The sequence below is a fragment of the Neorhizobium descurainiae genome (genome assembly GCF_051400715.1).
Classification (GTDB): domain Bacteria; phylum Pseudomonadota; class Alphaproteobacteria; order Rhizobiales; family Rhizobiaceae; genus Neorhizobium.
On the sequence record NZ_JBLFFK010000010.1, the window covers coordinates 67,312 to 85,518 of the forward strand.

18 protein-coding genes are annotated in these 18,207 nt (G+C 63.1%); 11 read left to right on the forward strand and 7 right to left on the reverse strand.

Features of this window, described 5'->3' with window-relative positions:
- Positions 1-4 precede the first annotated feature (4 nt).
- The 5 genes from ACMGE0_RS18105 to ACMGE0_RS18125 all read left to right on the forward strand — a co-directional run bounded on the left by ACMGE0_RS18105 (position 5) and on the right by ACMGE0_RS18125 (position 4,869).
- Positions 5-472, forward strand: a complete 468-nt coding sequence (locus ACMGE0_RS18105; protein ID WP_436817267.1) for a peroxiredoxin — start codon at positions 5-7, stop codon at positions 470-472.
- A gap of 18 nt (positions 473-490) precedes the next feature.
- The gene (locus ACMGE0_RS18110; RefSeq protein ID WP_436817268.1) at positions 491-1,318 is read left to right on the forward strand and encodes a ferritin-like domain-containing protein; all 828 of its coding nucleotides are present in this window, start codon (positions 491-493) and stop codon (positions 1,316-1,318) included.
- An 89-nt stretch (positions 1,319-1,407) separates the two neighbouring features.
- Positions 1,408-2,712: a M23 family metallopeptidase gene (locus ACMGE0_RS18115; protein WP_436817269.1), complete on the forward strand. Its 1,305-nt coding sequence runs from the start codon at positions 1,408-1,410 to the stop codon at positions 2,710-2,712.
- Positions 2,713-2,919: 207 nt separating this feature from the next.
- Positions 2,920-4,437 carry a DEAD/DEAH box helicase gene (locus tag ACMGE0_RS18120; protein WP_436817270.1) on the forward strand — a complete coding sequence of 506 codons (1,518 nt, stop codon included), beginning with the start codon at positions 2,920-2,922 and terminating at the stop codon, positions 4,435-4,437.
- 15 nt (positions 4,438-4,452) lie between these two features.
- The gene (locus tag ACMGE0_RS18125; RefSeq protein ID WP_436817271.1) at positions 4,453-4,869 is read left to right on the forward strand and encodes an NUDIX domain-containing protein; all 417 of its coding nucleotides are present in this window, start codon (positions 4,453-4,455) and stop codon (positions 4,867-4,869) included.
- A 188-nt stretch (positions 4,870-5,057) separates the two neighbouring features.
- Here ACMGE0_RS18125 and ACMGE0_RS18130 read toward each other — a convergent pair whose 3' ends face one another.
- The 7 genes from ACMGE0_RS18130 to ACMGE0_RS18160 are packed head-to-tail and all read right to left on the reverse strand — an operon-like array spanning position 5,058 to position 10,765.
- Positions 5,058-5,384, reverse strand: a complete 327-nt coding sequence (locus ACMGE0_RS18130) for a TfoX/Sxy family protein (protein ID WP_436817272.1) — start codon at positions 5,382-5,384, stop codon at positions 5,058-5,060.
- 2 nt (positions 5,385-5,386) lie between these two features.
- Positions 5,387-7,021 (reverse strand): NTP transferase domain-containing protein, encoded by a 1,635-nt coding sequence (locus ACMGE0_RS18135; protein ID WP_436817273.1) that lies wholly within the window; start codon positions 7,019-7,021, stop codon positions 5,387-5,389.
- 5 nt (positions 7,022-7,026) lie between these two features.
- Complete coding sequence (locus ACMGE0_RS18140) at positions 7,027-7,722, reverse strand: XdhC family protein (protein WP_436817274.1); 696 nt, start codon at positions 7,720-7,722, stop codon at positions 7,027-7,029.
- The gene (locus ACMGE0_RS18145; protein ID WP_436817275.1) at positions 7,722-8,048 is read right to left on the reverse strand and encodes an XdhC family protein; all 327 of its coding nucleotides are present in this window, start codon (positions 8,046-8,048) and stop codon (positions 7,722-7,724) included. Before ACMGE0_RS18145 ends, ACMGE0_RS18140 begins: the two co-directional genes overlap by 1 nt.
- Positions 8,045-9,304 carry a vWA domain-containing protein gene (locus ACMGE0_RS18150; RefSeq protein ID WP_436817276.1) on the reverse strand — a complete coding sequence of 420 codons (1,260 nt, stop codon included), beginning with the start codon at positions 9,302-9,304 and terminating at the stop codon, positions 8,045-8,047. The genes ACMGE0_RS18145 and ACMGE0_RS18150 overlap by 4 nt, the downstream gene beginning before the upstream one ends.
- A 4-nt stretch (positions 9,305-9,308) precedes the next feature.
- Positions 9,309-10,241: an AAA family ATPase gene (locus ACMGE0_RS18155; protein WP_436817277.1), complete on the reverse strand. Its 933-nt coding sequence runs from the start codon at positions 10,239-10,241 to the stop codon at positions 9,309-9,311.
- 23 nt (positions 10,242-10,264) lie between these two features.
- The gene (locus tag ACMGE0_RS18160; protein ID WP_436817278.1) at positions 10,265-10,765 is read right to left on the reverse strand and encodes a flavin reductase; all 501 of its coding nucleotides are present in this window, start codon (positions 10,763-10,765) and stop codon (positions 10,265-10,267) included.
- 183 nt (positions 10,766-10,948) lie between these two features.
- Here ACMGE0_RS18160 and ACMGE0_RS18165 point away from each other — a divergent pair, with 183 nt between their 5' ends.
- From ACMGE0_RS18165 to ACMGE0_RS18190, 6 genes are all read left to right on the forward strand, one after another.
- Positions 10,949-12,025, forward strand: coding sequence for an ABC transporter substrate-binding protein (locus tag ACMGE0_RS18165; RefSeq protein ID WP_436817279.1), 1,077 nt, complete (start codon positions 10,949-10,951; stop codon positions 12,023-12,025).
- 61 nt (positions 12,026-12,086) lie between these two features.
- On the forward strand, positions 12,087-12,791 hold the full coding sequence (gene rpe, locus ACMGE0_RS18170; RefSeq protein ID WP_436817280.1) for a ribulose-phosphate 3-epimerase: 705 nt from the start codon (positions 12,087-12,089) through the stop codon (positions 12,789-12,791).
- Positions 12,788-13,525 carry a DUF2259 domain-containing protein gene (locus tag ACMGE0_RS18175; protein ID WP_436817281.1) on the forward strand — a complete coding sequence of 246 codons (738 nt, stop codon included), beginning with the start codon at positions 12,788-12,790 and terminating at the stop codon, positions 13,523-13,525. The genes rpe and ACMGE0_RS18175 overlap by 4 nt, the downstream gene beginning before the upstream one ends.
- Before the next feature lie 85 nt (positions 13,526-13,610).
- Positions 13,611-14,918 (forward strand): adenylosuccinate lyase, encoded by a 1,308-nt coding sequence (gene purB, locus ACMGE0_RS18180; protein WP_436817282.1) that lies wholly within the window; start codon positions 13,611-13,613, stop codon positions 14,916-14,918.
- A gap of 31 nt (positions 14,919-14,949) precedes the next feature.
- Positions 14,950-15,504, forward strand: coding sequence for an RBBP9/YdeN family alpha/beta hydrolase (locus ACMGE0_RS18185; protein WP_436817283.1), 555 nt, complete (start codon positions 14,950-14,952; stop codon positions 15,502-15,504).
- Between the two features lie 170 nt (positions 15,505-15,674).
- Positions 15,675-18,182: a sensor domain-containing protein gene (locus tag ACMGE0_RS18190; RefSeq protein WP_436817284.1), complete on the forward strand. Its 2,508-nt coding sequence runs from the start codon at positions 15,675-15,677 to the stop codon at positions 18,180-18,182.
- The last annotated feature ends 25 nt before the right edge of the window (positions 18,183-18,207 follow it).

Sequence of the window (18,207 nt, forward strand, 5' to 3'; positions counted from 1 at the left end):
ATCCATGTCCCATTTGGCGATCGGCGATCCCGCTCCGGGCTTCGAACTTCCCCGCGACGGCGGCGGCAGCGTGTCCTTGAAACAATTTTCCGGCAAACCGGTCGTGCTCTATTTCTATCCCAAGGACGATACCGAGGCCTGCACCAAGGAGGCCATCGCCTTTACCGGCCTCCTCCCGGAATTCGAAAGGGCGGGTGCCGCCGTCATCGGCGTCTCCCCCGACACGGTCAGGAAGCACGACAGGTTCGCCAAAAAACACGCGCTTTCGATCATCCTCGCCTCCGACGAGGACACGGCCCTTGCCAATCTTTACGGCGTCTGGAAGGAGAAGACGATGTATGGGCGCACCTATATGGGTGTGGAGCGCACGACCTTCCTGATCGGCAAAGACGGGAAAATTGCCAGGATCTGGCCGAAGGTGAAGGTCGCAGGCCATGCCGAAGAGGTGCTGGAAAGCCTCAAGACGCTGTGAACGGGGCAGGATATTCCGATGCCGGACGAATTTTCGATCACCTCATTGAGGGGCGGCGCAACGACGGCGATTCTTTCGGCCGATCTCGACATCAAGACGCGGCTGGCGCAGGAGACCGCCGCCCGCTGGTTCGAACGCCGGCTGTCGCTGCGCTCGCCGCTCGATCAGCCGCTGCCCGAACGGCCCGGCCGGCCGGAAAAGCCGGAACTCGTGCCGCCGAAGGCGGTCGAGAAGCGTTCGCTCCACACGGTCAACGGCCGCATCGCGACACTGCATGCGATCGCCCATATCGAGCTCAATGCCGTCGATCTGGCGCTCGACATCGTCGCCCGCTTCGCAACCGAACCGGTGCCGAATTCCTTCTTCGACGGCTGGATGCAGGTCGCCTTCGAGGAAGCCAAGCATTTCCGCATGGTCCGCGCCCGGTTGAACGACATGGGCGCCGATTACGGCGACATGCCCGCCCATGACGGATTGTGGCAGGCCGCCCATTCGACCCGCAACGATCTCACCGCCCGGCTCGCCGTGGTGCCGCTCATCCTCGAAGCACGCGGGCTCGACGTGACGCCGTCCCTGCAGGCGAAAATGCGCGAGAGCGGCGACCTCGAAACCGCCGCCGTTCTCGACGTCATCTACAACGACGAAAAGGGTCATGTAGCGATCGGTGCGAAATGGTTCCGTTTTCTCTGCGCCCGCGAGCGCAAGGATCCGGCCGCGACCTTCCAGCAGCTCGTACGCGCCAATTTCCGCGGCTCCCTGAAGGCGCCCTTCAATGACATCGCTCGCGCCGAGGCGGGGCTGACGCCCTCATTCTACCGTTCGCTCACCTCCACCAGCAATGCCTGATGCAGATGAAATAAAGCATTGGTTAACCATAACCGTGTGTAATCCAGCCGGGTCAGCGACGTCAGGAGTCGCATCTCTGGGGGCAGCACGTGGCGAAGGGAACCGAAAACCGGGTGTTTGGGAAACGTGCGCCTCGCCACGTTCTCATCCTCGCCAGCGGCGAGAAGATCCGCCACATGACCGTCCGGCCGTGGATGGCGGCCCTCACCTTCTGTTTTTTCGGCGTCTTTGCGATCGGTTATCTCGCGGCCACGTCCTATCTCGTCATCCGCGATGATCTGATCGGCGCGACCATGGCGCGCCAGGCCCGCATGCAGCACGACTACGAGGACCGCATCGCGGCGCTGCGCGCCCAACTCGACCGCATCACGTCCCGCCAGCTTCTCGACCAGCAGGTGGTCGAGCAGAAGGTGGAAAAGCTCCTTGAACAGCAGAACGCCCTCTTCGACCGACACGGCAAGCTCGGCTCACTCCTGAACCGGGCAGAGGAATCCGGCCTCAAGGCGCCTGAAACAATTGCTCCAACCGCCCTTCAACCGGTAACCGGAGAACGCCAGGCATCACTTTCCGGCGGCAGGGGAATCCACGCGATCGAAAAACTTCTTTCCCGCAAGAGTTCCGCAGCGCCACTCGACACGACGAGCGCGCTCGGTTATGCGCCGCTGCGCGAAAACATGGCCGACCGAGCCGATCGCGTCTTTTCCAAGGTGACGCTGTCGCTGAAAAATATCGAAAAACAACAGCTCGCCAAGATCGCCGACTTGACGACCGGGGCGGCACAGACCGCGGATGCGATCACCGCGATCCTGAAACGGACCGGTGTCGATGTGGCTTCCGCTGCGAATACCGGCGAAAGCGACGGCATCGGCGGCCCCTACGTGGAACCGCAAACCGATGCCAACGCGTTCGACGCTTCGCTCGACGACCTTGATGCGGCGCTCAGCCGGCTGGAAAGTGTGCGTGAGACGGCTCGGGATCTTCCTTTCGGCAACCCTGCCCCCGGCCATCAGGTCACCAGCCGCTTCGGCAACCGCATCGATCCTTTCCTCGGCCGGCTGGCGCTGCATGCCGGCATCGATTTCCAGGCTGAGACGGGTCAGCCCGTCAAGGCGACCGGCGCCGGCAAGGTGACCATTGCAGGCTTGTCGGCGGGCTATGGCAACCTTGTCGAGGTCGATCATGGCCAGGGCATCACCACCCGCTACGGCCATATGTCGAAAATCCTCGTCAAGGAAGGCGATATGGTCTCCGCCGGCGACGTCATCGGCCGCGCGGGCTCCACCGGCCGCTCCACCGGACCGCATGTGCATTATGAAGTGCGCCGCGACGGAAACCCCGTCGATCCCAGCCATTTTCTCAATGCCGGCATGAAGCTCACGACCTATCTCAACTGAGGCGATCGACCCCTCATCGGGCAATTCCCTGCCATCGAACGATAGCCGGCTTGCGCGTTTAGGATCTTCGTTCACCAATCCTAAGCCCAATCGCCCTGTTTTCCTTGACTTTCAGGCTTTTTGGTCCTATGTCGCGGCCAGTGTCGGCCCGTCCTGCGCCGACTTGCATAGTGTTCGCATAGAACCGGAACGGAAACAGAATCCCCTTTGACCACATTCGCTGATCTTGGCCTGAGCCAGAAAGTCCTCTCCGCGGTCGCCGACGCGGGTTACTCGACCCCAACGCCAATCCAGGTAGGGGCAATCCCGCATGCGCTGCAGCGCCGCGATATCTGCGGCATCGCCCAGACCGGAACGGGCAAGACCGCCTCCTTCGTCCTGCCCATGCTGACGCTTCTGGAGAAGGGCCGCGCCCGCGCCCGTATGCCGCGCACGCTGATCCTGGAGCCGACCCGCGAGCTGGCCGCCCAGGTCGCCGAAAATTTCGACAAATACGGTAAGAACCACAAGCTCAACGTCGCCCTGCTGATCGGCGGCGTCTCCTTCGAAGATCAGGACCGCAAGCTGGAGCGCGGCGCCGACGTGCTGATCGCAACGCCCGGCCGTCTTCTCGACCATTGCGAGCGTGGCAAGCTCCTGATGACCGGCGTCGAGATCCTCGTCATCGACGAGGCCGACCGCATGCTCGACATGGGCTTCATCCCGGATATCGAGCGGATCGCCAAGATGATCCCCTTCACCCGGCAGACGCTGTTCTTCTCAGCCACCATGCCGCCGGAAATCCAGAAGCTCGCCGACCGTTTCCTGCAGAATCCGGAGCGCGTGGAGGTCGCAAAGCCCTCCACGACCGCCAAGACCGTGACGCAGCGCCTCGTCGCCTCCCACAACAAGGACTACGAGAAGCGCGCCGTGCTGCGGGACCTCGTCAAGGCGCAGGACGACCTCAAGAACGCGATCATCTTCTGCAACCGCAAGAAGGACGTCGCCGATCTCTTCCGTTCGCTGGAACGCCACGGTTTCTCGGTCGGCGCCCTGCACGGCGACATGGACCAGCGTTCCCGCATGACCATGCTGGCCAACTTCAGGGAAGGCGGCATTCAGTTGCTGGTTGCCTCGGACGTCGCCGCGCGCGGCCTCGATATCCCGGATGTCAGCCATGTCTTCAATTTCGATGTGCCGATCCATGCGGAAGATTACGTCCACCGCATCGGCCGCACGGGCCGTGCTGGCCGTTCGGGCCGCGCCTTCACCATCGTCACCCGTTCCGACACGAAGTATCTCGACGCGATCGAGAAGCTGATCGGCGAAAAGATCGAATGGCTGGCGGGCGATCTCTCTGCGCTCCCCGCGCCCCTGGAAAGCCACGACACCGAGCGTGGCCGCAAGGGTCGCGATCGTGATAAGGAGCGCGGCCGCGGCAAGCGAAGTGATTCGGGGCGCGGCAATTCGGGTCACAGGGCTGACACGAAAAACCAGGATAATCAGATCGAAGCCGAAGAGGCATTCGTGGAGTCGAGAGTGGAAAACGTGAAACCGGAGCGCAAGGCAGACAGGAAGCCGCAGAGCAATGGCGGCAACCGCAACATGCGGCCGAGCCCCGCCAACGACGACATTCGCGAGCGTCGCGCCCGTTATCACCGCGATCACGACGACGGCCCGACCCCTGTCGGCTTCGGCGACGACATTCCGGCTTTCATGCTGATCGTCGCCAACGCCAAGGGCTGATCCCAGGATCGAAGCATGTCCGCAAAACCCGGCATGGATTTTCCAGGTGTCGGCGCCGGGCTCGTGATCCTGCGCGATGACGGCAAGGTTCTGCTCTGCCGCCGCCTGAAGGCGCCGGAAGCCGGGTTCTGGAGCATTGTCGGTGGCAAGGTCGACCTGATGGAGCCTTCCTCCGAGGCGGCGCGCCGCGAGGCGGAAGAGGAAAGCGGTCTCAAGATCGGCAAGGTCGACTATCTCTGCACGGTCGAGGAGATCGTCGAGGCCGATCGGCAGCACTGGATTTCATTGATCTACATCACGCGCGATTTTTCCGGCGAACCGGCGCTTGCCGAACCCGACAAATTGTCGGAAATCGGCTGGTTTGATCTCAACGACCTGCCGCAGCCGCTTTCGGCCTTTGCGGCAAAAGCTTTCGCGCACCTTTTGAAATAAGTGAAAACGAAAGCCGCCCCGGCAAACCGAAGCGGCTATCTTCATGAAATGATTTTGTTCTTATTCCCGGACGCTAACTCCGGTCGAAAGACCGACACCCACGTCCCCACTACGAAGCAATGATAAGCTTCCCTTAGTTTCCGGATCAAGCCGCTAGATTTCGCACTGCAGTGAAGATTCGTGCTGCATCAGGCCTTCGAGTTCGCCCGTACTGCCGCTTCGAAGGCAAGCCTCACCCATTTCCGCATCTCGTCCGGATCGTCGAAGGCTGCCTCCGGCACCGACCAGTAGGGCATCGGAACCGGTGTGCCCTTCCTGTTCTCGTAGGTCCATTGACGTGCCCCGGCCGCATCGAATTCGGGCGCGCTCACGTCGTCCGCCTTCAGCATGATCTCATCGCGCAGATCGATCGCGACGATCAGGCCCTGATGATAGATGCCCTTGCCGCCGAACATGCGGCGGATAAAAACGGGGCCGAGCCCCTCGAACATTTCCTCGATGCCGGCGTTGTCCATGGCTATCCCCTCAAAACCCCGCCGGCAGCCGTCACCGCCTCGGGCGTATCGACATCGAGATGGGCCGCCGGGCCGATATCGACATCGATTACCGACAGGCCGGAAGTCTCGATGATGGCGCGTGCCCCGACATCGCCTTCGAGCCGCAGCACGGCATCATAGGCGACACGCGGCAGGATGATCGGATTGCCGCGCTTGCCTTCCGATACGGAACGCACCACCACACCGCCGCCCGCCTCGCGGAAGGCGGCGATCAGCATGTTCACATGCTCCGTCGTGACACCGGGCATATCGGCCAGCATGACGAGGACCCCGTCCTTCCCGGCCAATTCCGGCGCCGAAAACCCAGCCACCAAGGAACTCGCCATGCCCGAGATGTAGTCCGGATTGAAATGCAGACCGATACCGAGTTCTGAAAGGGACGCTTCGATCTCCCCGCGGCGATGACCGGTGATCGCAACGACCGGCGACGCCTGCGAAGCTAACAGAACCTCGGCACTGCGTCGCACGAGCGGCACGCCTTCGAATTCGGCGAGCAGCTTGTGCGGCCCATCCTTGCCCATGCGCCGTGCCTGGCCGGCCGCGAGCAGCAGCGCGCCAACCGACAATATAGCCTTCTTCTCCGCCGCCGCGTCGCGCGGCCGCGGCCTGGTCGGGATTTCCATCAGCAGTCCGCCCACACCCATGCCGGTGATATCGAAGGACGTCGGCGTCTCGCCGGCCATCAGCCGGTTCAGCACCCAGTCGAAACCGTTCTCCTTCGGAGACCTGGCGCAGCCGGGCGCGCCGAGCACCGGCACGTCGCCGATGCGGCCGAGCACCAGCAGGTTGCCGGGATCGACCGGCATGCCGACCTGCTCCACCTCGCCGCCAGCGCGCCGGATGGCGGCGGGAATCACATCGTCCGCATCGGCCACCGCGGAAGCCCCGAAGACGATAATCATAGCCGGCTCATTAATTTCCTGGCGCTTAAGCTCTTGCAGAATTTCGGTCAGGCAATCGGCCGAATGCGGAATACGGATCTCTTTTATGAGCCGGCTACCGGAAGGCGCGAGCCGTTGCTCCAGAAGCCGGGCCGTGCGATCCATGACCGAAGCCTTCAGCGACGGAAGCTCGGTCGCGACCAGCGTCACCACACGGGGAAGGAAGGATTTCACCTCGAAAGCAACCCGCTCTGACAGAAGCGAGACGGCTTGAGCGACCTTGTCGCCGGCGACCGCCAGCGGAATGATCTTGACGGTCGCCACCATGTCGCCGGCGCGTACCGCGACGTGGTCGGCCAGACAGGCGAGCGTGATCGCCGGATCGATGCGGTTCAGCGCGTCCACCACGGCCTTGTCGGCAACAAAAAGGCCGTCGATCTTGGCGTATATGTTGACCCGGCCGGTCGTCGCCTCGGAGAAACGCAGATTGTCGGGCGCGATCGCACCGGCAATCGTCGCCGCCGCTTCGTCCTCCAGCATGTCGCCGGGGTCGAGCCGAACAGCCACCACAGAGGCGACGCCCTCCTCCGACAGCCGGGCGATATCGGTTTGCGACAGCACCTGTCCCTTTGGCACCCGGCCCGACGGCAATCGGATGCTGTGGGCCAGTACCGTGCCCTCCGCTTCGCCGAGCTCAAATGTTCCGTATCTCATCGCTGTCACCCGGCGGCGACCAGATCGCGCCGGCGGAAGGCCTGGACGATCTGGGCGAGTGTCGCCAGCGCGATCTCGGCAGGGCTTGCGGCGCCGATGTCGAGGCCGATCGGGGCGGCGATGCGGCCGATCTCGCTGTCGGTGCGGCCCAGTTCCTTCAAGCGTTCGACACGTTTCGCATGGGTCTTGCGGCTGCCGAGCGCGCCGACATAGAAACAGCCGGTCCTGAGTGCCTCCGACAGCGGAAAATCGTCGATCTTCGGATCATGGGTTACGGCGGCGAGCGCGGTATAGGCATCGAGCGGCCGATCCTTCAGCACATCCTCCGGCCAGTCGGCGATGAGATCGACCCCTTCGAAGCGCTCCTCGGTCGCAAAGGCGGTGCGCGGATCGATGATCGTCAGGTCGTAACCCGCGACCGGCGCCAGCCGCGCCAGCGCCTGGCTGATATGGACCGCGCCGATCACAACGATGCGCGGCGGCGGCAGGTGCACGTTGAGGAAGAGCGATTGCCCTTCCACCTCGGCCGTGCCCGCCTTGCCGCTGCGAAAGACCTTGGCAACCTCTTCGCCGAGCGGGCCGGGCATCGCATCACCTTCGAGGATGACCTGCACCCTGTCGTCGGAAAGATCGGTCACGACGATCGCAGCCTTGCGGTCGCGCCGGGCGGCGTTCAATTTCACCAGCGCTTCGAGCTGCATCAGCCGAGCCTTTCCACATAGACGCGGATTCGGCCGCCGCAGGACAGGCCGACGCGCCAGGCGGTCTCGTCGGCCACGCCGAATTCCAGCATCTTGGGCGCGCCGGACGCGATCACGTCGAGCGCTTCGGTGATGACCGCGCCTTCGACGCAGCCACCGGAGACCGAACCCTCGAAATTGCCCTCGCCGTCGATGATGAGATGGCTGCCGGCCGGGCGCGGCGCCGAGCCCCAGGTGTCGATCACGGTGGCGATCGCCACGTCGCGTCCGGCTTCCTTCCAGCTCTGGGCGGTGGCCAAGGGGTCCAATATTTCGGAAACAGTCATGCGACCCTCCTTATATCCAGATATCGCCGCGGGTCCGCGGCTTTTGTATGATCATCCGACAATGTAACGGCAAGATCGGCAAGCGACCGCAGATTGTGGACGGCGCGAAATTCGTCCACATGCGGCAGCATGGCGCGCACGCCCCGGGCTCTCGCCTCGAAGCCGTCGAACCTGAGCAGCGGGTTCAACCAGATCAGCCGCCGGCAGGAACGGTGCAGCCGGTCGATTTCCTTTTCCAATTCCTCGACGCCTTCGCGCTCCAGCCCGTCGGTGATCAGCAGCACCACGGCGCCCTGCCCCAGCACGCGGCGCGACCAGAGCCGATTGAACTCGGCAAGCGTCGCGCCGATCCGTGTCCCGCCGGACCAGTCGCGCACGGCGTCGGTGCAGCCGGCCAGCGCCTCGTCTGGATCGCGCCGGCGCATCTGCCGGGTCACGTTGCTGAGCCGCGTGCCGAACAGGAACGTGTGCACCCGCGTCCGCTTTTCCGTCAGCGCATGCAGGAAATGCAGGAAGATGCGCGTGTACTGGCTCATGGAGCCGGAAATGTCCGCGAGCACGACCAGCGGCGGCGGTACCATCTTGCGCTGCCGGAAACGCGGCAGGATGAGGTCGCCGCCGCTTCGCATGGCTTGCCGCATCGTGGCGCGCGGATCGATCCGCGGCGGGCGGCTCGACGGCCGGAAACGGCGCGTGGTCACCTGATCGAGCGGCAGCGCCAGCTTCCGGAGCTCGCGCCTTGCCTGGGCCAGCTCGGCTGCCGTCATCTGGGCGAAGTCCATGCGCTTCAATACCTCGTTGGCGGAGGTCGTGAAGCGGGAATCCACTTCGATCTCGGGCGGCGTCTTGCGGTTTGCATTTTCCGGCCGATCAGTCGTGAGTGCATCGCTGACGCGGGTGGCGCCCGCCTTCTGCTTTTCCCGTTCGCGGTTGTCGGCAGCCTTCGGCGACATCATGGCGATCATCTTGCCGACGAGGTCGCGCGAGCGCCAGAAGAGCCGGAAAGCCTCATCGAAAACCGGCTGATCCTCGTGACGCTTGACGAAGACGGCCGAGAGCGCCGCGTGGAATTCCTCGCGCGAACCGACGCCGATCGCATCGACGGCGGCGATCGCATCCGCCGCAGCGGCCGGTCCCGTCTTCAACCCGGCGCGGCGAAGCACGCGGGAAAAATAGACGAGATTGTCCGCAAGCCGCCCGTCGCCGGCTGAAACCGGCGGAGCAACTATCCCGTCCTCTTCAAAACCTGCAGCCATTGTCTCACCCGGTAGCCAGCAGTTCCGCCTTGACCTCGTTCAGCACCCGTTCGCCCTCGCCGCCTTTGATGCGGGCGATATCGTCCTGATATTTCAAGAGCGTGCCGAGGGTATCGGCGATCGTTTCCGGATCGAGCGCGATCCGGTCCAGCTCGGTCAGCGCCGTCGCCCAATCGATCGTTTCCGCCACGCCCGGATTCTTGAAGAGGTCGAGTGTCCGGAGCTTCTGGACATAGGCCACGACCTGCCGCGACAGCGTCTCGGCGCATTGCGGTACCTTGCGACGGATGATTTCGAGCTCCTGCGCCGCATCCGGATAGTCCACCCAATGGTAAAGACAGCGGCGTTTCAGGGCGTCGTGGATTTCGCGGGTGCGGTTGGTGGTGATGATGACGATCGGCGGTTCCGCGGCCTTGATGGTGCCGAGTTCCGGAATCGTCACCTGGAAATCCGACAGCACTTCCAGAAGGAAGGCTTCGAAAGCCTCGTCGGTGCGGTCGAGTTCGTCGATCAGGAAGACCGGCGCCGGGCCGCCCTTCTCTCCGAGCGCCTGCAGCACCGGGCGGCGGATCAGGTGGCGCTCGGAAAAAAGATCGGATTCCAGCGCCTTGCGGTCCTTGACACCCGCCGCTTCCGAAAGCCGGATGTCCAGCATCTGCGCCGGGTAGTTCCATTCGTAGACGGCGGAGGAAATATCGAGGCCTTCATAGCACTGCAGGCGGATCAGCGGCCGGCCGAGCGCCTTGGCAAGCGTCTTGGCGATTTCGGTCTTGCCGACGCCCGCCTCGCCTTCGAGGAAGAGCGGCCGCTTCATCTTCAGCGCCAGAAAAATCACGGTCGCGAGCGACCGGCCGGCAAGATAATCCTCATCGCCCAGAAGCGCGATCGTCTCGTCGATCGATTTAGGCAGCGGGATGCTCGTCTTTTCGTCCGGCATATGACACCTTTTCAAACGGCGTTCTACAATGTGCGAAAACCGCGGTCCAGATAGATGAGCGAGGGGCGCGCCTCGCCGAAATGTATCGCCTTCACCTCGCCGAACATCACGAAATGCGTCGAGACCTGCTTGATGTCGGTCAGTCTGCAATCGAAGCTCACCACCGCATCCGTCAGCACCGGCGCGCCGGTTACAAGCGTCGTCCAGGTTCCGAGCGCAAAGCGTTCATCAGCCGGCACGCCGCTCAAGCCCGCAAAGGCCGTCGCCAGGACCTCATGATGCGCCGCGAGCGAGTTCAGCGCAAAGACCCCGCTTTTGCCGAAGATCGCGTTGCTTGCGTTGCTGCTGTTCAGGCAGGCCAGCAGGGTCGGCGGATTGTCCGACACCGAGCAGGCCGCCGTCACGGTCACGCCGCGCCTCACTCCCTCGAATTCCGTCGTCACCAGTTGAACATGGCCCGCGTAGCGCGCCATGCCGTCGCGGTAGAGGGCGGGATCGAGAAAAGGCTGGTCCGACAAAGGCATCTCGTCAAGGGGGGGTCACGGGCATCCGGGACCATGTCAGCCCCATATTGCTATTGGAGATATGGTGGCAAAGAGGCTTGATGTCCACGTCGGTTGCGGCTTTTTACATCCCATAGTCGATTCTCTTTGACGCTCGCGGCAAGAGGGCTAAATGTGGCCTAAGCCAAGATTTTCAGGAAAAGCATGACAGCACGACGTTTCATCACCGCCGGTTTGCTGGCTTCGTTTCTCGCATGCGGAACGGCATCGGCGGCGGTGATCGGCGTCGTGGCGCCCCGTTCCGGCCCTTATGCATCTCTCGGCGCCCAGGTCTTTCAGGGCGCGCGCGCGGCAGCGGAGGCGGCCGGCGATACGGTGGTCGAGATCGACGAAAGCTGTGAAGAAAGCGGAGGCGACGCCGTCGCCAGGAATCTCGCCGATGCAAAGGCGGCCGTCGCGATCGGCTTCCTTTGCGTCGAGACCTTGTCCACGGCGCTGCCGCAGTTGAAGGCTGCACAGATTCCGGCCATCAGCATTTCCGTCCGCTCCAAGATCCTGATGGAGGATGTGCTGCGCAATGGCTGGCCCTTCTACCGCATGGCCCCCGTGGACGGCGACGAGGCGGAAAAGCTTTCCGAAGTCATCCTCAGCGCATGGAAAGCGGAGCCGATCGCGCTTGTCGAGGATGGCACGATCTACGGCCGCGAACTTTCGAGCGCCATCCGCCAGCACCTGGAGCCGGCCGGCATCACCCCGGTCTTTACCGATACTTTCCGGCCGGGCCAGGAGCAGCAGGTGGCGCTGGTGCGCCGGCTCGCCCGAGCAGGCGCGACGCATGTCTTCGTCGGCGGCGACCGCAACGACATGGCGATCATCGCCCGGGATGCGGCATCGGAGGGCGTCCCCCTGACGCTGATCGGCGGCGATGCGATGCGGGCGGCCAACCGTCCCGTGCCGCTGCGCGACGGCGTGCTCGCGGTCGCGCTTCCGGATTATGCGGCCCTGCCCTCGGCTTCTGCAGCGGTCGCGGCCCTGCGTGCAAAGAATATCGATCCCGACGGATACCTGCTGCAAGCCTATGCCGCAGCCCAACTCGCGCACCAGGCGATCCTGACTGCCGCGGGCCGGCCTGTGGCTGACGCGATCGGCAGCGGCTCTTTCTTCAACACCGCCATCGGCCCGCTCGCCTTCGACGAACATCGCGAATTGAAGGAAAACCCCTTCCGCCTGCTCGAATGGCGGGGATCGGCTTTTGCCCTCTCGCATCCGGCGACCGAGTGACGATTGTTCCCGCACCGCCGGGGTGCTAGAGACGCCGACCAAACCGGAGACTTTTCCAGCCATGACCCTGCCTATCCGCATCGCCCCATCCATTCTCGCCGCCGACTTCTCGAAACTCGGTCAGGAAGTGCGCGATGCCGTGGAAGCGGGCGCGGACTGGGTGCATCTCGACGTCATGGACGGACATTTCGTGCCGAACATCTCCTTCGGCCCGGATGTCATCAAGTCGCTCCGGGCCTATACGACGGCCTTCTTCGACTGCCACCTGATGATCTCGCCTGCCGATCCCTATCTCGAAGCCTTCGCGAAGGCCGGCTGCGACGGCATTACCGTGCATGCCGAAGCGGGCCCGCATCTGCACCGCTCGCTGCAGACGATCCGTGCGCTCGGCAAAAAAGTCGGCGTCACCCTCAATCCCGCGACGCCGCTTTCGGCGATCGAGAATGTCTTGGACGACGTCGATCTCATCCTGATCATGAGCGTCAATCCGGGCTTCGGCGGCCAGAAATTCATCCCGGCGATGCTGGAGAAGATTCGCGCCGCCAAGGCGATGATCGGTGCCCGGCCGATCGAGCTCGAGGTGGACGGAGGCATCACGGCGGAGACGATCGGCGCGGTCGCCGCGGCGGGCGCGAATGTCTTCGTCGCAGGCTCCGCGGTTTACAAAGGCGAGGGAATCGCGGCGTATCGGAACAATATCGCGGGACTGAGAGCCCCGGCGGAGATCGCGCGGCTCAAAACCACCGCAAAGGATGGGCGCAGATGATGTCGAGCTTGCGATCTTCGGTTCCGGCATGTGCGGCGATGCTTTTTGCCGGTTCCGCATCGGCCGCCGATATCGCCAGCATCCATCCGATCGGTTTTTCCGCCGACGGTCAGGTCTTCGCCTACGAGGAATACGGTATCCAGGACGGCTCCGGCTTTCCCTATGCCAATATCTACGCGCTCGATCTCGCCAAGGACACCTATCTGCCGGGAACGCCGTTCCGGGTCCGGCTCGAAGAGGATGGCGCAACGATCGCCAAGGCCCGCTGGCAGGTCCAGAACGACGCGGAAGCCGTGATCGAGACCCATGAACTCGCAAACCATCCGGGCGAACTCGTGGCCTTCAATCCGATCACGGAGGTTGACAGCGATCCGCATAGGCTTCGCTACCGCAGCGTGCCCGTCCTGCCGCCGGTCGGAGAGCCCAATACGCTGATGCTCGAAGAAATTCCGCAGCCGCTCGATCCGCGCTGCGAAGGCATGGTCGAGAAAACGGTTTCCTTCCGCCTGCGCTTCACGGAGCGGGACGGAAAGCCTGCCGATGATGTGGTCCATGAAGACCAGCGCATCCCGAATTCGCGTGGCTGCGTCGGCGGCTACCGGCTCGCCGGCGTCGTCAGCGGCACGGCCTTGGGAGGTGCTACCGTCGAGGTTGCACTCATCATGGTCCTGAGCGCCGGGTTCGAAGGGCAGGACGGCCGCTGGATCGCCATCCCGATCAAGACCGCACTCTGATCGCCTTTCGCCGGTTCGAAAACTTGAGCTTGGTCCCGCTTCTTGCTACAGCGGCCTCGACACTCCTTGAGAAAGCCGAAAGCCCATGATCCCCCGCTATTCCCGGCCCGAAATGGTCGCCATCTGGTCGCCCGAAACCAAGTTCCGCATCTGGTTCGAGATCGAGGCGCATGCCTGCGATGCGCTCGCGGCAATCGGCGTGATCCCCAAATCGGCAGCGGAAACCATCTGGGAAAAGGGCGGCAAGGCCGAGTTCGATGTCGCGCGCATCGATGAGATCGAGGCCGTCACCAAGCACGACGTCATCGCCTTTTTGACCCATCTTGCAGAATTCGTCGGCCCCGACAGCCGGTTCGTGCACCAGGGCATGACGTCGTCCGACGTGCTCGACACGTGCTTCAACGTGCAGCTCGTACGCGCTACGGACCTTCTGCTTGCCGATATCGACAAGCTGCTCGAGGCGCTGAAGCGCCGTGCCTTCGAACACAAGGATACCGTCACGATCGGCCGCAGCCACGGCATCCATGCGGAGCCGACCACGTTCGGGGTGAAGCTTGCCCAGGCCTATGCGGAATTCGACCGCAACAAGACCCGCCTGCTCGAAGCCCGCGAAGAAATCGCGACCTGCGCGATTTCCGGCGCCGTCGGCACTTTCGCCAATATCGATCCGCGTGTCGAGGAGCATGTCGCTGCCGCCATGGGGCTTAAGCCGGAACCGGTCTCGACGCAGGTCATCCCGCGCGACCGGCATGCCATGTATTTCGCCATCCTCGGCGTCATCGCCTCGTCGATCGAGCGGCTGTCGATCGAAATCCGCCACCTGCAGCGTACCGAGGTGCTGGAAGCGGAAGAATATTTCTCGCCGGGCCAGAAGGGTTCGTCGGCCATGCCGCACAAGCGCAATCCGGTGCTGACCGAAAACCTGACCGGCCTTGCCCGCATGGTCCGCTCCTATGCGATGCCGGCGATGGAAAACGTCGCGCTCTGGCACGAGCGGGACATTTCCCATTCCTCCGTCGAACGCATGATCGGTCCGGACGCGACCGTGACGCTCGATTTCGCCCTGGCGCGCCTGACGAGCGTCATCGACAAGCTGCTCGTCTATCCGGAAAACATGATGAAGAATATGAACAAGTTCCGCGGACTTGTTCATTCCCAGCGCGTGCTGCTTGCCCTTACGCAAGCCGGCGTATCACGCGAGGACGCCTATCGCCTCGTGCAGCGCAACGCCATGAAGGTCTGGGAACAGGGCAAGGATTTCCTGGAAGAATTGCTGGCCGATGGCGAGGTCCGTGCGGCGCTTTCCGAGGAGGATATCCGCGAAAAATTCGACCTCGGCTATCATACCAAGCACGTCGACACGATCTTCAAGCGCGTCTTCGGCGAAGCTTGATCTCGTAGGCCAGCAAACACAGATAGGCGGCATGAAAGCATCCGAAGCCGATATTCTGATCATCCCCGGCTATACCAATTCCGGGCCGAACCACTGGCAGACCCGCTGGCAATCGAAGCTCGCCACCGCCCGCCGCGTGGAACAGGCGGAATGGTCGAAGCCTGTCCGGGAGGATTGGGTCGCGCGCGTCGCCGAAGAGGTGAATGCCTCCACCCGTCCCGTGGTGCTGATCGCTCATTCCCTCGGCATCCCGTCTGCGATCCACGCCATTCCGCTGTTCAAGAAGCGGGTTGCCGGTGCCTTCTTTGTGGCTCCACCCGAATTGGACAACCCGGAAATCCGGCCGAAACACCTGATGACCTTCGGTCCCTACCCGCGCGATCCCTTGCCCTTTCCGTCGCTGACCGTCGCCAGCCGCAACGACCCTTTCGGCTCCTTCGAACATGCCGACGACATCACGGCCGCCTGGGGCTCGCTGCTCGTCGATGCCGGAGAGGCGGGGCATATCAATGCGGAATCCGGCCACGGCCCCTGGCCGGAAGGCACGATGGTCTTCGCTCAGTTCCTAAGCCGGCTGAAACCCTGAGACGTCCAGGGGCGGCTCCTCCCGTATTTTCAGGGTGCAGCAATTTGAACTGCAATTTTAAGCCGAGCTTAATGGGCACTTGCTAATGTCCTCACTCGTTTTGCGGTGAGCTAGTCGTGCCGATGCCGTCCAATGTCCTCTCACGCCCGTCAGAGCCCGGAACCGGGGGGATGATCAGCGTGCTGGAGGCGGTTTTCGAGGCGGTTCCCTTCCCGATGGCGGTGATCGATCATGCCGGCACCCTTTTGCTCACGAACAGGACCTTCCGGCGCGAATGGACCGATCGTCCGTCAACCCTGTTTCCCAGTCTGGTTCATCCCGACGACAGCGCGACGTTCGGCGAAAAATTCCAGGCTCTGAATGCGGGCTCCTCCACCGAACGCCTGGAACTGCGCATCGTCGATGCCGGTGGCTTTTCGCGATGGGCACTCGTCTCCGTCGAGCCGCTCGGCCATGATATCGAAGGCCAGCTCCTTTTCTCCATGCACTTTGCCGACATCACCGAGCAGAAGAGGCATATCGAGGAACTTGCCGAGCGCGAGAGCCGCTGGAACAATGCGCTGGTCAGTTCCGCCTCGGGCGTCTGGGACCATAATTACGCGACCGGTCAGAAATACTACTCACCGGTATGGCGCCAGATACGCGGAATGTCGCCGGAGGATCCGCTCGCTTCCAGCACGCAGGAATGGCTGGAACTCGTCCATCCGGACGACCGCGATAGGGTCGTTCATGCGATGGAGCGGCAGAATGCCGGCGATCCGGCCTATGCGGTCTTCGAGTACCGCGAGCGCCACAAACGCGGTCACTGGATCTGGATCGAATGCCGTGGCGCGTGCATCGAATGGGACGGCAACGGCAAAGCCACACGCGTCGTCGGCACCGATACGGACATCACCCCGCGCAAGGCGGCGGAAGAAGCCATGGCGAAAATGTCCCGGCGGCTCGACATGGCGCTCGAAATTTCCGGAATCGGCGTCTACGAATCCGATTTCGACACCGGCCAAGTGGATTGGGATGAGCGGATGTTCCGCATCTACGGCCTGCAGAAAAGCGAGGAGGTCGTCATCGGCGGCCTGTGGGAAAGCTTCCTGCATCCCGAGGACGCCAAGCGCGTGCAGGCCAACGTCCAGGCGCATATCCGCAACCGCGAACGTTTCTCCGACGAATATCGCGTCGTCCTGCGAGACGGGTCCGAACGCATCATCCGCACGCGCACCATGTCCTTCATCGACGGCAACGGCCACCAGAAGATGGTCGGCGCCAACTGGGACGTCACGGCCGACGTGATGCTGCATCGCGAGCTCGAACGGGCCAAGACCCTTGCGGAAGCGCGCAACCGCGAGCTCGAAGCCGCCCGCAGCCGTATCGAGCACAATGCGATGCACGACCATCTCACCGATCTGCCGAACCGGCGCTACCTCGACGAGATGCTGGACCGTGTCGCTGCCGAATGTGTCCGCGACGGACAAGGCATTGCCATCCTCCACGTGGACCTCGACCGCTTCAAGCAGATCAACGATACGCTTGGCCACAGCGCCGGCGACATGATGCTCAAGCACGTGGCGAAGATCCTGAAGGGGACGATCCGCAAGGGCGATTTCGTCGCCCGGGTCGGCGGCGACGAATTCGTCATCCTTTCGAAATTCGAGGGATCGCCGCGCAAGCTCGCCAATCTCGCCGACCGGATCATCAGGGAGTTGCGCAAACCGGTGTCCTACGAGGGCCACGACTGCCGTTTCGGCGCCAGCATCGGCATCGCCTGTGAGACCGCAGCGGCTGCCGATGCACGCCAGCTCCTCCTGAATGCCGACATCGCGCTCTACCGCGCCAAGAACAGCGGCCGCAACCGGCACGAATTCTTCTCGGCGGATACCCAGAACGAGATCATCAGCACCAAGCGGATGTCGGACGAGATCCTGCTCGGCCTCGAACGCAACGAGTTCGTCCCCTTCTATCAGCTCCAGTTCGATGCCCGGACGCTTGAAATCGTCGGCGTCGAAACGCTGGCCCGCTGGATGCACCCCGAACATGGCATGCTCTCACCGATGAAATTCCTGCAAACCGCGGAGGAACTGGACGTCGTCTCGGTGATCGACGGCATGATCCTCGACAAGGCGCTCGCGGATTTTCGCGAATGGAGACGGCAGGGCCTCTCGATCCCGAAGCTCTCGGTCAACGTCTCCTACCGGCGGCTGCACGATAGCTCGCTGCCGCGCAAGCTAAGGAAGCTGGGGATCGAACCCGGCACGCTCGCCTTCGAGCTCCTGGAATCGATCTTTCTCGACGACTGCGACGATGGCGTGATGAAGACCCTGGCGAGGCTCAGAAAGCTAGGAATCGATATAGAGATCGACGATTTCGGCACGGGGCACGCCTCGATCATCAGCCTGCTGCGGCTCAATCCGCGGGCGCTCAAGATCGACCGCGAGCTGGTCCGTCTCGTTACCCAATCCCACAAACAGCGGAAGCTGGTAGGCACGATCATCGAGATCGGCAGGTCCTTGAATATCCGGGTCATCGCCGAAGGCGTCGAAACCGCCGAGCAGATCCGCATCCTGCGCGATCTCGGCTGCGACGTGCTGCAGGGCTATGCGCTCGCAAGGCCGATGCCCCGCGCCAGCCTTCCGGACTTCATTCGCTCGGGCCGCTGGCGCTTTGCCAAAATTGGGCGGCTCTAAGCCGAGAATGGTCCCAGTCTGCGGC